Below are 13,077 nucleotides of genomic sequence, written 5' to 3' on the forward strand. Positions count from 1 at the left end.
TCAGTGTGTCACCGGCCCGACGTCGACGTTGGACGCCAGGCCGACGAGCCGCGCGGCCTTGAGCTCGGTCTCCGCCCACTCGTCCTGCGGGTCGCTCCCCCACGTGATCCCGGCGCCGGTGCCGAACCGCAGGACACCGTCGGACCACCAGAACGTCCGGATGCCCACCGCCAGCTCCGCCCGGACGCCCCCGGCCTCGTCGACCGAGATCCACCCCACTGCACCGCAGTACGGCCCCCGGGTCGCCCGCTCGAGCGACTCGATGATGCGCAGCGCGGCCGCCTTGGGCGCCCCCGAGACGGATCCCGGCGGGTATGTCGCGTCGAGCAGGCGCGCCCACAGGTCCGGGGCCCCGACGACCGCCGGGTCCAGGACCCCCTGAACGGTCGAGACGAGGTGGACGAGCCCGGGGTGACGTTCCTCACCCAGCAGCGTGGTCACCTCGACCGTTCCCGGCGTGCACACCCGCTGCAGGTCGTTGCGGACCAGGTCGGTGATCATCACGTTCTCCGCGCGGTCCTTGGCGGTCAACCCGTCCGCGGTCGCGGCCGTGCCCTTGATCGGCCCCGACGTGACCACCCCGTCGGCCACCCGCAGGAAGGCTCGGGGCTCGCCGTGACCACCCACACGGGCTCGTGCGCACTGCCCACGGGTACGTGCACCCCGCCGGCGAACGGTGCCGGGTTGCCCGCGTCCAGCACCGCCGCCAGGGCACGCGCGTCCGGCTCGTCGGGAAGAGGCGCGGACAGCACCCGGCAGAGGTTCGCCTGGTAGACGCCCCCTTCTCGGATGTGGTCGCGCACGGCGTCGACCGCTCCCACGTACTCGTCGCGGTCCAGCGACGACGTCCACGAGGTGGCGTCCGGGCCGAGCCACGGATCCGCTGCGGGGGCCGGTGCCGGTCGCACGGTCGCGAACCGCCAGGCCCGGACCCGTCCCTCGAAGTCCCCGACGACGGCCCACCACCCGGGGCCGAGCCGCTCGGGCTGCGCCCGCAGGTCGATGACGTCGACCAGGTCCGACGCCACGACCCCCGAGAACCAGGCGCTCCCGGGGGCTCGGACGGATCTCTCGGGCACCCGCACACGCTACAGACCCCGGCAGATCCGCACGGTCATGGGCCCCCCGTGAGCCAGTTGGACTCTCGCCGACGTCGTCAGTTAGAGTTCGGGACGCACACGGAGCACCGGTGAAAATCGGCGGACGTGCTGTGCGGACGTGGCTCAGTGGTAGAGCATCACCTTGCCAAGGTGAGGGTCGCGGGTTCGAATCCCGTCGTCCGCTCGGAGGCAGACATCCTGATCGGCCCGCCGGCCGCTCTGGACTGCGGTCTCAGGGTGGAGTGGCCGAGAGGCGAGGCAGCGGCCTGCAAAGCCGTATACGTGGGTTCGAATCCCATCTCCACCTCGTAGGACATCAGCAGTTGTTGTGCCCCGGACTTACCCCCGGGCGATTGGCGCAGCGGTAGCGCGCTTCCCTGACACGGAAGAGGTCACTGGTTCGATCCCAGTATCGCCCACCATATAACCGCAGGTCACAGGCTCGGAGCGCTCGCCGCTCCGGGCCTGTTCTGTCGATTCCATAGTTCTTCCATAGTCGAGCGATCCGGTCGGCTTTCTCGGGAGAGCCCGTCGCCCCCAACCGCTCTCCCCCGCAACCTCTCGGCGTACGCGATGCCGCCGTCGCTGGAGCGCGAGCGGCGTTGACCTGCTCGCGCGGCAGGCCCGCTGCCAGACTCGCCCCATGACGCGATTCAGCTTCACGATCACCGGCGAGGTCGAGGTCGACCCCAACACGATCGGACTTGCGTTCGCCAACCTCGCATTGCCGAGCCCCGTCGGAGATCCCGAGATCGCGAGGCTAGGTACCGAGTGGCAACTCTGGCCCGTTGACTACACGCTGCGCGCCTTGCTCACATCGCTGGTGTTGACCGGTTGGAATGGCGCGCCGCTCGACCACACTCAGAACGGAATCGTCGAGATCGACTGCGCGGCCGTGGAGTTGTGAGCTGGGGCGGTTGGCCGACTCGCCCGAGCACGGGGGGCGAATGCTCCCGGTGCGATTCTGAGCGCCCCTGGCGACGTCCTGACCCACTCACACGGGCGCGGCGGTTTCCAGGCTGCCAGAGGAGTCCAGGCGAGCCCAGAGCGAGCCTGCGGCGTGCATCGGCGCTTGGCATCGAACATGGGCAGATGACCGAGCCGATCGAACCCGTGGTGACGGGGCCACCGCCGTCGAGCTGGCCGTACGTCAAGGTCGCTCGCGCAGCGCAGCACTTTTCCGAAGCTCCAGGCGAGGATCGGCCTTTGGCTCGCCGCGAGCCCGGTCAACACCGATGCCGTGATCTCAGACGATCGGCTGAGTTGGTCGCTGCGCCTTCGCGTGTCGTCACCGCCGCCGCTCGACGAGTGGGGCGCGTATGTGGGCGACTGCGTGCACAACCTGCGCAGCGCGCTCGACGCGGCGGTCTGGGATCTCGCCACGAGCGGCGGGCGGGAGCCGTCGAAGCCGAACCTGATCAGCTTCCTGTCGTCGCCGGCACCGGGACGGAATGGAAGAAGGCGGCCCTAGACAAGCTCGACGGGGTGGACGCTGCCGCGGTCGAGCGGATTAGGCGGATTCAGCCGTTCCAGCGGCCCGCGGCAGATCGCGCCAAGGATCCGCTCGTGCTCCTCGCCCGCCTCGACAACGACGACAAGCACAGATCGAAGATCGTCGCTCAGATCGCGGTAGAGCAGTTGGAGCACCAGTTCAGCACGGAGTTCGCCGACGACGCTGCCGCCAAGCGCAACGAACCGCCGGACACGATCTTGCACGCCCCCGACTTCACCGACGGTGCGCTCCTGATCGAACAGCGAACCGTCGACCCAGTCGTCAAGGTCAAGGGCTCGTTCGACGGCAAGGCGAACCTGCTTATCGATACGCCGACCGGACCACAGTCGCTGATCGACACGCTGACTTTGCTGATCGACTACGTCGGGCAAGTGCTCGAGATCGTCTACGGGCGCGTCGAGCTTCGCTCCGGAGGATGCGCCGGCGTAGCCGTGCGGATCGTCAGCGTCGTCGTGGCGGCAGCCCGTACTTCCGGCCGGCCCACACACCTGACAGCGGGTGCACCTCTCGCGCGACCGAGGCGCACGACTCGAGCTGCGCGGCGCCGTCCACAACCGGCCCGACATTCGAAGGCACAAGCCACGTATAGATTGGCGGCCGAAGCAGCACTTCGCGCTCCAGGCGCTGCACTGAGAGGCAGGACGTGGCGAAGTTCGACGTGCAAGGCACGCGACTCGTAGTCCGGCTGAACGCCGTTGAGCGGCTCGCCGCCTGGCGCTGGAGTCCACGAGCACCTCTGTCTGCCATCACGGACGTGCAGGTCCTCCCTTCCACCCGGTTTTCCGTCGTCCAATGACTAGTCAGCACAGGATTCGCGGCGACCGGTGCGCCGCTGGGCGGCATCGCAACCGTCGGACCGCGAGCCCGGGCGACCGACGGCCGCCCTGCACTTGTGGTCACCTATGCATCCGGTCCGGCGGTCCTCGTCCTCTTCGACGAAACCTCCCCGTGGGCACTAATGCTCGTATCCAGCAGAAGAGCGCCAGCCGTGGAGGAAGCCATTCGAACCGCCTTGCCTGTTCCGCCTCCCTAGGCGCGGCATTGTGGGACCTGCTTCGCGGACACGAGTGCCCTGCCCGCACTCTGTCAAACCGATCCGGGAGCGCTCGGCTGGATCGGGCTCGATCTGACCCGATCCGCCCCGGTGGGCCGAGTGTGCGCGGGACCGGGAGCGCAGGGCCGTTCGGGCTGCTCCGGAAGAAAACCGGGTGACGTCGCCATGACGTTGGTCGGGTTAGGTCGTCGAGTTGGGATGCGTGAGGATGAGCGTGACGGCGTCCCACGAGTACTGGCTGATGAGGCCATTTCTGGGGCGCTTCGGCGACCTGTACCGCGCAGCCGTGCGCGATCCCGACGAGCAGAGGGCGGTCCCCTTCCTGAACGCGGTCGGCATGGGCTTCCGAGCCGCCCTCATGCTGCCCGGGCTTTTGCTGCTCGGAGTACCCACCTTCCTCAACCTCTCAGAGACCTGGTTCGACGTCGGGTTGGCAATCGCGCTGACTGGCCTCCTCGGAGCGCTCTGGTGCTCGATCCGACTCCTTCTGGCCGGAACACGTGTGCCGAACAAGTGGCTGCTCCCCTGGGATGGCGACCTCGTCTGGCAGGCCATCGTCGCTGTCTTCATCGTCTGGCAGCTGTTCACAGATCAGTAGCCGCGCATGATCTGCTCGCGCTGCTGTGCTGCCCGGGCGGCGTAGTTCTCGGCGTGCTGTCGTCGCGCGATCATGTCGGCGTACTCGCGGCGTCGGTCGTCTTCGAGCCCGAGCTGCCACAGTCGCTTGGCCTCGGCGTTGACCATCTGCTACCAGGTCTGGGCGGCTGCCGGCGCTGGTGCCGGGCTGGTCGTGGGCTCGACGTCGTCGGTCTGGTCGAGCACGGCCCGTCGCTGCCCGGCGGCGACGAGCTGGTCGGCCTGGTGCAGCAGCATCGCCGTCTCGGCTCGCACGCACGACGGTGGCGACGAACCTCACGCACTGGACTCGGTACCTCGAGCCGACGTTCGGTCGGCGGTCTCTGACGGGCGTCAAGCGCGCCGAGATCAACCAGTGGGTCACGCGGATGCTCGCCGAAGGCGCGGGGGTGCCGACAACCGAGAAGTCGGTCAACCTTCTGTCGGCGATCTTCACGGCGGCCCTCGAGGATGACCTCGTCGCGGTCAACCCCGCGCGGCGGATCAAGTTGCCCGAGCACCAGGCGAAGGACCGCGGCTACCTGTCCCGCGCCGAGGTCGACGCGATCTTGCGCGAGGTCGACGAGCCCTATCGGCTGTTCCTCGAGCTGACCGTCGAGACGGGCATGCGGTTCGGCGAGGCGGCCGGGATCAAGCGCGAGGCGGTCCTGCGCGAGGGTCGCGAGATCAGGATCTCGACCGTGCTGACCCGCTCTGGGATCAAGGACGTGCCGAAGACCTCGAAGTCGGCGCGGGTCGTCCCGGTGCCTGAGCACCTGCGCGTCCGACTCCTGCGAGTCGTCATGAGCACTCCCCCGGGCTGCCTGGTCTTCACGGGCGCGCATGGCGGCGGGCTGTCCGACGCGAACGTGCGCGGTCGCGTCCTCGCGTCGGCGTGCGACCGGGCGGGGGTGCGGCGGATCGGGCTGCACCACTTGCGGCACGCGTTCGCCTCGTGGCTGACCGAGGAGGGCGTCGGATCGTTCGAGGTCGCGTCTGCGCTCGGCCACTCGACGGTGCGGATGATGAGCAGGTACGCGCACCTGGCACCGGGCGCCCCGACCGAGTCCTCGACGCTCTCGAACGCTCCCGTAGCCGCGCCGCGATTTCATAGTCGTTCCATAGTGAAGCCGAAACACCGGTTTCGGCAGCAACACCCGTAACGCTCTGACCTGCACTGATACCGACCTCCGAGGCCCTGACCAGCAGCAAGGACATGCCTGACACGGAAGAGGTCACTGGTTCGATCCCAGTATCGCCCACCAGCATCGCTGCAGGTCAGAGGCTGTTTCGGATCACTCCGGGACGGCCTCTCTCTGTTCCATCACACGGCCGAGGAGCGCGGGGACGGGCGATCGCGGACCATCGGGTGATGCCCACCAAGGCTGCGACCCTCCTTGCCATGCACGCCGGTCCGGGCTTCGTGATCCCCAACGCCTGGGACGCGGGGTCCGCCCGGATCCTCGAGGGCCTCGGGTTCCCGGTGATCGCGACGACCAGCGCGGGCATCGCCTGGTCGTGCGGCGTGCCCGACGGTGGGGCGCTGGACCTCGACACCATGCTCGAGCACGTCGGTCGCATCGTGGCAGCGGTCCGCGTGCCGGTGAGCGTCGACCTCGAGGCCGGGTACGGCGACACCGCCGACGATGTCGCGCGCACCGTGGCCCGTGCCGTGGGGCTCGGAGCGGTGGGCGGCAACCTGGAGGACGCCGTCGACGGCGGGCTCTTCGGCATCGACGAGGCCGTCGAGCGCGTCGCGGCCGCACGCGCTGCCGCACCCCAGGGCACCTTCGTCCTGAACGCACGCACTGACACCTACTTCGTAGGCACGTCGGGCGACCCGTTCGCCGAGACCGTCGAGCGCGCGACCCGCTTCCTCGACGCGGGGGCCGACTGCGTCTTCGTGCCCGGTGTGGTGGAGCAGGACGCGATTCGCCGGCTCGCCGCCGCGATCCCAGGTCCGCTGAACGTGGTGGCGGTCTGGCGAACACCATCGACGCTCGCACGCTCTTCTCGCTCGGCGTCACGCGGGTCAGCCTGGGCGGCAGCCTCGCGCGAGCGGCACTGAGCACGCTCGAGCGGGCCGCGCGGGAGCTGCTCGACTCCGGCACCCTGGACTTCCTCGACGGCGCGATCGCCTACGGCGACCTCCAGCGCCGCTTCGCGCCCTGATCGTCGTGCGCCGGACGAGGCCGCCCTCAGCGGGGGCGGCCCGGTCCGGGCCCGGTCCTGGTCCTAGTCCCAGGTCTGGACGATGGTCTGCCGGACGATCAAGCCGCGTTCCAGGGTGGCGACGGCGGCGCACACCACGCGGGTGCCGTCCGGGTAGCGGCAGTGTTGGGTGAATGCGATGCCGCCGTCGGTCGCGACGGCGTCGCGCACCTCGTGGTTCACGTTGCGGCCGCAGACGTCGCGGAAGTAGGTGCGGATCGCGTCGCGCCCACTGATCAGCTGGGGGCTCGACGGCGGGTGGTCGCGGTCGAGCAGCGTGAGGGTGGCGCCCTCCGCGTACCGGGCGGCGATGGCGTCGGCGTCCAGACCCTCGATCGCCCGGGTGAGGGCGGCGAGCTCGACGGTCGTGGTGGTGTCGGTGGTGGTCATGATGCTTCTCCTTCAGGGTCGGGCTTCGATGATGAGGTTGACGGGTGAGGTGATCGCGACGCGGACGCGCGTGAAGCCGGCGTCGCGCAGGACCGCGGTGAGCGCCGCAGGACCGGCCTGCGCACCGAGGGCTCGCCCACCGGGCTGGGCGAGGGACGAGGGCGTGCAGACCAGGGTCGAGGCGCCGTAGAACACCCGGCCCAGCGGGTGCAGGTTGTCCTCGATGTGGTCCCCGGCCATCGGTTCGACGACCATGAGGGTGCCGTCGTCGGAGAGGGCGCGCAGCGCGGCGCGTGCTGCGGCGTGCGGGTCGCCCATGTCGTGCAGGCAGTCGAACATCGTCACCAGGGCAGCGCGCCCGGGCGGCAGCTCCGTGGCGTCGGCGACCTCGAACCGGGTCCGGCCGGCGACGCCGGCCTCCTCGGCCCGCACTCGTGCCGTCCGGATCGAGGGCTCGTGGTAGTCCAGCCCCAGGAACCGCGACTCGGGGAACGCTTCGGCCATGAGGGTCGTGGAGGCGCCGTGGCCGCAGCCGACGTCGACGACCTCCGCGCCACCGCGCAGCCTGTCGACGACTCCGTCGAGGGCGGGGAGCCAGGTGCCGGTCAGGTTGGCGACGTAACCGGGCCGGAAGAACCGCTCCGTCCCGGAGAACAGGCCGTCGTCGTGCTCGTGCCACCCGAAGCCGGCCCCCGTGCGGAACCGGTCCTCGATCGCGGACACGTCCCGCAAGACACCGAGCGCGAGCTCCATGCTGCCCGGGAAGAAGGCCGGGCTGTCCGGGTCGGCCAGGGCCGCCTCCTGCTCGGGCGTCATCGACCAGGTCCGGGTGGCCGGGTCGTACACGACGTAGCCACCGGCGGCCTGGTTCGCCAGCCACGGGGCGAGGTAGACCGCGGCGGTGCGCGTGCGTGCTGCGAGCCTCGTCGGTGGTCACCGGCTCGCCGCCGCGCAGGGCGCGATAGAGCCCGAGCCGGTCGCCGATGACGACGAGAGCGGCGCTGACGGTGGCACCGAGGTCGCCGATCATCTGGCCGAGGAACGCGTCCAGCCTCGCCGGGTCGACCTCGCGGCGCCTGACGAGAGGAAGGGTCTGAACCATGGTCGTGTCCTTTCGGGAGGAGATGTGACCAGACTCGGGCGGCGCCGTCGGGGCTCCGTCAAAGGCCCGTCAACGGCTCCGGACGCGGGGCTACGCTGAATTTCGTGCTGCGGCTCTGGATCCTCGGCCCGATGGCGGCCGCGAGGGACGACGTCCCGCTCGGGATGCCGACGAGCGAGCGCGCGCGGGCACTGATCGGCTGGTTGGCACTGCACCCGGGACCCCGTCGGCGGACCGATGTCGCGGCCCTGCTGTGGCCCACGACCGACCCGGAGCGGGCCCGGGCGAACCTGCGGACGGCGATCTGGGCGACCCATCGGACGTGGGGCGAGCCGGCGGTCGAGGCGACACGGTCGACGGTCGCGCTCGTCGACGGCACGTGGGTCGACGCGACCGACGACCCGGCGGCGGAGGGCGAGCTCCTGCCGGGCCTGGACGACGACTGGGTGGTGACCGCGCGCGAGGAGCGGGAGCGATCGATCGTGTCGCGGCTCGTCGAGGAGGCCGAGACCGCCGAGGTCGAGGGCGACCTCGCGGCCGCCGTGCGGCTCTCGGAACGTGTCTGCCGCCTGGCTCCGTACGACGAGGGGGCGCACCGGCTGCTGATCCGACGGCTGCTCCTCGCGGGCGACCGCGCCACCGCGCTCCTGGCGTCCCGGGAGTTCAGCGAACGACTAGCTCGCGGAGCTGGGCGTGCGACCCTCGCCCGCGACGCGCGCAGCGCACGCGGCCGCTGACGCAGGCGTCCACGAGTCCGCACGACCGAGGTTGTACGGGCGAGCCGACGAGGTGGCGCGGCTCACGGCGACGTGGCGGTCCGCGTCGCGCGGCGGCGGGCGCGTGGCCGTGATCACCGGAGAGGCCGGCATCGGCAAGTCCAGCCTGCTGGCCGAGCTTGCGCATCGCGTGGAGGCCTCCGGCGGACGGTCCAGCGTCGCCCTCGGCGTCGACGCGCCGGTCCAGACGCCGTTCGCCGCCTGGCTCGAGGTCTGCCAGGGACTGGTGGCGACAGCCCAGCCCGTCCCCGCGCAGGCGACCTGGCCCGTCGAGCTCAACCGGCTGTCCGACGGCCTGGGGACCCGCCTCGGCCACCCCGGGCTGCCGCCGTCGGTCACCGCGCCGGAGCTCGAGCGACTGCGGGTGTTCGAGTCGGTGCTCCGCCTCGTGGAGTGGTCCTGCGCCGACCGGCCCACCATGATCGCGCTCGACGACGCCCACCGGGTCGACCGGACGAGCATGAAGCTGACCGGCCACATCGGACGACACATCGCCAGGCTTCCGCTGCTCCTGGTCCTGACGATCCGCGACGGAGCCCCCAGCGCCGAGGCGGACGCCATGATCGCGGACCTGGCCGGCCGAGGAGTCCCGGTCGAGTCGTACGCGCTCGAACCGCTCGAGGAGCGCGCCGTCGCAGCGCTCGTGAGCTCGCTGCACCCGCTCGGACACGACGTCCTCGACCGCGTCGTCGCCGCCGCGGAGGGCAACCCGCTGCTGGCCGTCGAGTCGGCCCGCGCCGTCGTCGCCGGGGGCGAGGGACCGCCGGCCAACCTGCGGATCGGCGTCCGCGCGTCCCTGGGCCGGCTACCACCGAACGCGACGCAGCTCGCCCAGTTGCTCGCGGTCGCCGGTCAGCCGCTGTCGCCAGCCGAGCTCGACCGCCTCGAGGTCGCCGAGATCGCGGAGGCGGAGGATGCGGCGACGGCCGAGGGGCTCCTGGTCCGGCGCGGGGCGCGCCTCGGATTCCGTCACGACCTGCTGCGCGACGCGGTCTACGCCGAGGTCCGGAACACCACCCGCCTGCACGACCGCATCGCGAGCTCCCTGGATCCGACGCGCCATGCGGACGTGGCCCGTCACCTGGCGTCGGCCGGCCGGGAGGTCGAGGCGGCGCGCTCCTGGGCAGCGGCAGCGGCAGCGGCGAGGGCGGTGGGAGCCCTCGACGAGGCACGGGAGTTCCTCGTTGCCGCCGCCGCGCTGACCCCCGACGACGGAGCGCTGTGGCTCGAGCTCGAGGAGATCGACGCGTGGGCGGGACGCCACGCGGACACGGAGGCAGCCTGGTCGAAGGCGCTGGCGCTCCTGCCCGAGGACCAGCTGCCTGCGGCGTGGTGCAGACGCGGACGGCAGTTCCGCTCGGTGGTCTGCAACCCCGAGAGGTCCCGGCTCGCGTACCGGTCGGCCCTCGGCCTCCTCCCCCAGGACGGCGAGTCGCGGGTGCGTGCGGACGTCCTCATCGGGCTCGCGTGGGGAGACGCCGTCGCGGGCTCCGGCGCTGACTTCGAGGGGCTGCTGGCGGGCGCCGAGATCCTCAGCCCCACCCCGCAGGATTCTTTGCGGGCGTCGGACATCGCGGAGATCCGGATGCTGGGTCTGATCAGGGCCGGACGGTTCGCGGACGCGATCGACGTCGCGCTGACGGCGGCACCCTATGCGGGGTCGTCTCGGTCGCCGGACCGCGCGTTCGCCCTGCTCACCAACGCGGCCTGCGCGCTGACCTGCATGGGCGATCACGAACGAGCTCTCGCGCTGGCCGACCGGGCCGTGGAGGCGACCCGCACGGTGCCCTCGGTCCTCCTGGGCAGCCTGGCCGCTCGGGCGCAGATCCTCGCCAGGCTGGGTCGACACGAGGAGGCCCTCGCCACCGTCCGACGTCAGCAGGACCTCGCCGACCGGCTCGACGACCCGGCACTCAGCGCGACGGCCGCACACGACGCCGGACTGGTCGCACTCGCGGCCGGCAGGCACGCCGAGGCCGCCGAGTCCTGGCCCAGGCGCTCGCCCTGCGGGCTCCGGTGAGCCGACCGGGCGCCGCCCTCCGCCGCGCCGAGGCCCTCGCGCTCGACGGCCGTCCGACCGAGGCGGCCGAGCAGCTCCGCGCCGCGGTCGTCGAACCCGTGCGTCCCGCGGACCAGCCGTGGTCGCTGGTCCCCCGCATCGCGTTCGTCCAGGCCCTGATCGCGCTGGCGCGCGGCGACGAGGCCCTGGCGACGAGGCGCCTGGACGAGTCGGCCGACGCCTGGTCGCGAGTGCTGGACACGAGCGGACCGGCCGACGGAGACGTCTACCTCTCGAGCCTGGTGGACCTCGGCCGACCGCCCGTGATCGGCCTCGTCGAGCCCGCCCGCGAGTCGCCCGGATCGACGACCTGCGGCTGAAGATCGCCGCCCCGAGCCCCCAGCCGGTGTGACCGAGATGCCGTCGTTCGCGCTGACCGCCCACGCCGCCGCCCCGGTCGAGGAGGTGTGGAAGCTGCTGCACGACCCGTCCCGCTTCCCGGAGTGGTGGAGCGGCGTGGAGACCGTGCGGACCGGGCCTTCCGACGTCTACACGATGTGGCCCGAGAACTATCCCGACTTCCCCATGGACCAGCGCCTCGACGCCACCCCGGCACCGGGCCGGGTCACCATCTCCTGCCTCGTGTCCGACCTGGTCTTCCGCTGGGAGCTGAGGGCCGACGACGAGGAGACCGACATCGACGTCCACGTCGACATCCCCGAGCTCGAGGCGCACCGGCTCTCGACCCAACGCGAACTGATCCGCGCGTCGATCAACCGGCTGGCGGAAGCTCGCCGGGACCTGAACGGAACCTGGACGGCGCTGCCCGCCGGTCACCTGACGGCGACGGTGTCCGCACCCGATCCGTTCGGCACCGGCTCGCTGACGAGCCCCGGGGATCTCCTCGACGCCTGGTAGACCGGCAGTCCGCGTTCTTGCGCGATTGCGACGTCCTGGTCCGAACGCGCGCGCCACGCTCGGCCGCGGTGATCGCCGCGGAAGCACCGGCGGTGCCAGCACCCGCGGCGACGGGTCATACCATTCGGCGGTCACCACCTGCCGCCTCTCAGGGTTGCTCTCGCCAGGAGTCCGACACTCCGCTTCCCGTGTCGTCCAGGAGTCGGATCCCGTCGTCCGCGACGTCGACGTTCACGAGCTTGACCCGTTCGTCGGGAGTCTCGTTCGGCCAGTGGAAGACCAGTCGCTCGGCACCCTGCGGGTCGGTGAAGATCATCCCGTGGCCGCCGTTGCGTGCCCAGAGCGGTTCGTCCCGTTGGATCCACGGCCCGGCGACCTGCCCGGTCGTCGACAGCGCGACCCCGATGGCGTAGCCCTCCTCACCGAAGCTTCGACCAGATCATCAGCAGCGACCCGTTCTCCGAGCGGATCAGGTACGGGCCGTCAGTGAAGAGCGGGTCCTTGGCCAGGTTGAGCTGTTCCGGCGGTTCGACGCCCTCGGGGAACCAGAGCGGCTTGCTCCAGGGTGCGTCCGACGCCCGGAACAAGAGGATCGGCGTGCCGGCGGAGGCCATGAGGTCGTCGGAGAGCCGGAGAGCGTACATCTCGCCGTCGGCGATCCCAGGCTCGCCTCCGGCGACGCCTTCGGCGCCGCGGCTGTAGACCAGCCAAGGTGTCGCGTCCTCGTCGATGAACAGGGTCCCGTCGAGACAGGGGACGTCTCGCGGCGTCACGGGCCCGTCGCTCCACGGGACGAACGGCCCGATCGGTTCGTCGGCGACAAGGACCTGGATCCCTCGAGGACCAGCCTCCGGAGCCGTGCTAGCCAATGTGGCGAACATGAAGTACCGGCCACCGCGAGCGACGACCTCGGGGGCCCAGAACTGCGTGTCGGCCCAGAACTCGGCGGGCGGCCGGAAAGCAGGGATCGGACCCTCCCATGTCGCGAGGTCGTCGCTGGTGAAGCAGTCGAAGCCCGTGGCCGGCCCGCCCCACAGATTCGTGTCCGTCGTCCCGTACAGCACGTAGCCACCGGAACCGACCTCCAGGATGAACGGGTCCCGCATGCGGATCTCGCTCAACGACTGACTGCTCATCGCCGCTCCTTCGTCGGGCCGTGATGGACGCCTCGGTGCTCAGATTCAGATCGTCGCACCACCGGAACCATGGCTGAGGCTCAACGTGGTCGTGGAGGTGCGTGGTCGTGTCCGGACGACACGTGTTGCACTGCGGCGACACGTCGGGCAGACCTCAGTGCTCGGCGAGTCCGCGCAGTTGGTGAGGCGGCCGGTGCGACGATCACCGCGTGACCACTGACTCACCCTCGCCCCGGAAGCGCGGCAGGACGATGCCCGCGTGG

At 71.0% G+C, this 13,077-nt stretch carries 15 protein-coding genes, 3 tRNA genes and 1 pseudogene; 12 read left to right on the forward strand and 7 right to left on the reverse strand.

Features of this window, described 5'->3' with window-relative positions:
* Positions 1-1,085: pseudogene (locus AC38ZX_RS11370) on the reverse strand (chorismate-binding protein).
* A 127-nt stretch (positions 1,086-1,212) separates the two neighbouring features.
* Here AC38ZX_RS11370 and AC38ZX_RS11375 point away from each other — a divergent pair.
* The 6 genes from AC38ZX_RS11375 to AC38ZX_RS11400 all read left to right on the forward strand — a co-directional run bounded on the left by AC38ZX_RS11375 (position 1,213) and on the right by AC38ZX_RS11400 (position 4,265).
* A tRNA-Gly gene (locus AC38ZX_RS11375) sits at positions 1,213-1,284 on the forward strand.
* Between the two features lie 52 nt (positions 1,285-1,336).
* Positions 1,337-1,407: transfer RNA gene (locus tag AC38ZX_RS11380), tRNA-Cys, on the forward strand.
* 40 nt (positions 1,408-1,447) lie between these two features.
* Positions 1,448-1,522, forward strand: a tRNA-Val gene (locus AC38ZX_RS11385).
* Positions 1,523-1,743: 221 nt separating this feature from the next.
* Positions 1,744-2,007 carry a hypothetical protein gene (locus AC38ZX_RS11390; protein ID WP_491294202.1) on the forward strand — a complete coding sequence of 88 codons (264 nt, stop codon included), beginning with the start codon at positions 1,744-1,746 and terminating at the stop codon, positions 2,005-2,007.
* Positions 2,008-2,192: 185 nt separating this feature from the next.
* Positions 2,193-3,293, forward strand: coding sequence for a hypothetical protein (locus tag AC38ZX_RS11395; RefSeq protein WP_491294203.1), 1,101 nt, complete (start codon positions 2,193-2,195; stop codon positions 3,291-3,293).
* A 582-nt stretch (positions 3,294-3,875) separates the two neighbouring features.
* The gene (locus AC38ZX_RS11400) at positions 3,876-4,265 is read left to right on the forward strand and encodes a hypothetical protein (RefSeq protein ID WP_491294206.1); all 390 of its coding nucleotides are present in this window, start codon (positions 3,876-3,878) and stop codon (positions 4,263-4,265) included.
* On the opposite strand, the gene AC38ZX_RS11405 is transcribed toward AC38ZX_RS11400, so the two are convergent.
* Positions 4,259-4,411, reverse strand: coding sequence for a hypothetical protein (locus tag AC38ZX_RS11405; protein ID WP_491294209.1), 153 nt, complete (start codon positions 4,409-4,411; stop codon positions 4,259-4,261). The two genes, AC38ZX_RS11400 and AC38ZX_RS11405, sit on opposite strands and share 7 nt — an antisense overlap.
* Before the next feature lie 3 nt (positions 4,412-4,414).
* Positions 4,415-4,558 (reverse strand): hypothetical protein, encoded by a 144-nt coding sequence (locus AC38ZX_RS11410; RefSeq protein WP_491294212.1) that lies wholly within the window; start codon positions 4,556-4,558, stop codon positions 4,415-4,417.
* Between the two features lie 8 nt (positions 4,559-4,566).
* Between AC38ZX_RS11410 and AC38ZX_RS11415 the strand changes: the two genes are divergently transcribed.
* Entirely contained in the window at positions 4,567-5,445 is an 879-nt protein-coding gene (locus AC38ZX_RS11415; RefSeq protein ID WP_491294215.1) for a tyrosine-type recombinase/integrase, read from the forward strand.
* 209 nt (positions 5,446-5,654) lie between these two features.
* On the forward strand, positions 5,655-6,350 hold the full coding sequence (locus AC38ZX_RS11420) for an isocitrate lyase/PEP mutase family protein (protein WP_491294219.1): 696 nt from the start codon (positions 5,655-5,657) through the stop codon (positions 6,348-6,350).
* 167 nt (positions 6,351-6,517) lie between these two features.
* Here the strand turns inward: AC38ZX_RS11420 and AC38ZX_RS11425 are convergent, their stop codons facing one another.
* Both AC38ZX_RS11425 and AC38ZX_RS11430 read right to left on the reverse strand, forming a co-directional pair.
* Positions 6,518-6,883, reverse strand: coding sequence for a nuclear transport factor 2 family protein (locus tag AC38ZX_RS11425; protein WP_426592098.1), 366 nt, complete (start codon positions 6,881-6,883; stop codon positions 6,518-6,520).
* Positions 6,884-6,895: 12 nt separating this feature from the next.
* A complete protein-coding gene (locus AC38ZX_RS11430) occupies positions 6,896-7,729 on the reverse strand; it encodes a class I SAM-dependent methyltransferase (RefSeq protein ID WP_491294225.1) in 834 nt (277 codons plus the stop codon).
* A gap of 360 nt (positions 7,730-8,089) precedes the next feature.
* Between AC38ZX_RS11430 and AC38ZX_RS11435 the strand changes: the two genes are divergently transcribed.
* From AC38ZX_RS11435 to AC38ZX_RS11450, 4 genes are read left to right on the forward strand one after another with little or no spacing between them, the layout of a single operon-like run.
* Positions 8,090-8,722, forward strand: coding sequence for an AfsR/SARP family transcriptional regulator (locus AC38ZX_RS11435; RefSeq protein WP_491294227.1), 633 nt, complete (start codon positions 8,090-8,092; stop codon positions 8,720-8,722).
* Between the two features lie 31 nt (positions 8,723-8,753).
* Entirely contained in the window at positions 8,754-10,781 is a 2,028-nt protein-coding gene (locus AC38ZX_RS11440) for an ATP-binding protein (RefSeq protein WP_491294230.1), read from the forward strand.
* Complete coding sequence (locus AC38ZX_RS11445) at positions 10,778-11,140, forward strand: hypothetical protein (protein WP_491294232.1); 363 nt, start codon at positions 10,778-10,780, stop codon at positions 11,138-11,140. Before AC38ZX_RS11440 ends, AC38ZX_RS11445 begins: the two co-directional genes overlap by 4 nt.
* A gap of 37 nt (positions 11,141-11,177) precedes the next feature.
* Positions 11,178-11,678: an SRPBCC family protein gene (locus AC38ZX_RS11450; protein ID WP_491297383.1), complete on the forward strand. Its 501-nt coding sequence runs from the start codon at positions 11,178-11,180 to the stop codon at positions 11,676-11,678.
* A gap of 148 nt (positions 11,679-11,826) precedes the next feature.
* Here AC38ZX_RS11450 and AC38ZX_RS11455 read toward each other — a convergent pair whose 3' ends face one another.
* A complete protein-coding gene (locus tag AC38ZX_RS11455) occupies positions 11,827-11,994 on the reverse strand; it encodes a hypothetical protein (protein ID WP_491294234.1) in 168 nt (55 codons plus the stop codon).
* Between the two features lie 103 nt (positions 11,995-12,097).
* Positions 12,098-12,814 (reverse strand): family 43 glycosylhydrolase, encoded by a 717-nt coding sequence (locus AC38ZX_RS11460; RefSeq protein WP_491294236.1) that lies wholly within the window; start codon positions 12,812-12,814, stop codon positions 12,098-12,100.
* Positions 12,815-13,077 lie beyond the last annotated feature (263 nt).

Source organism: Cellulomonas sp. McL0606, assembly GCF_058248365.1.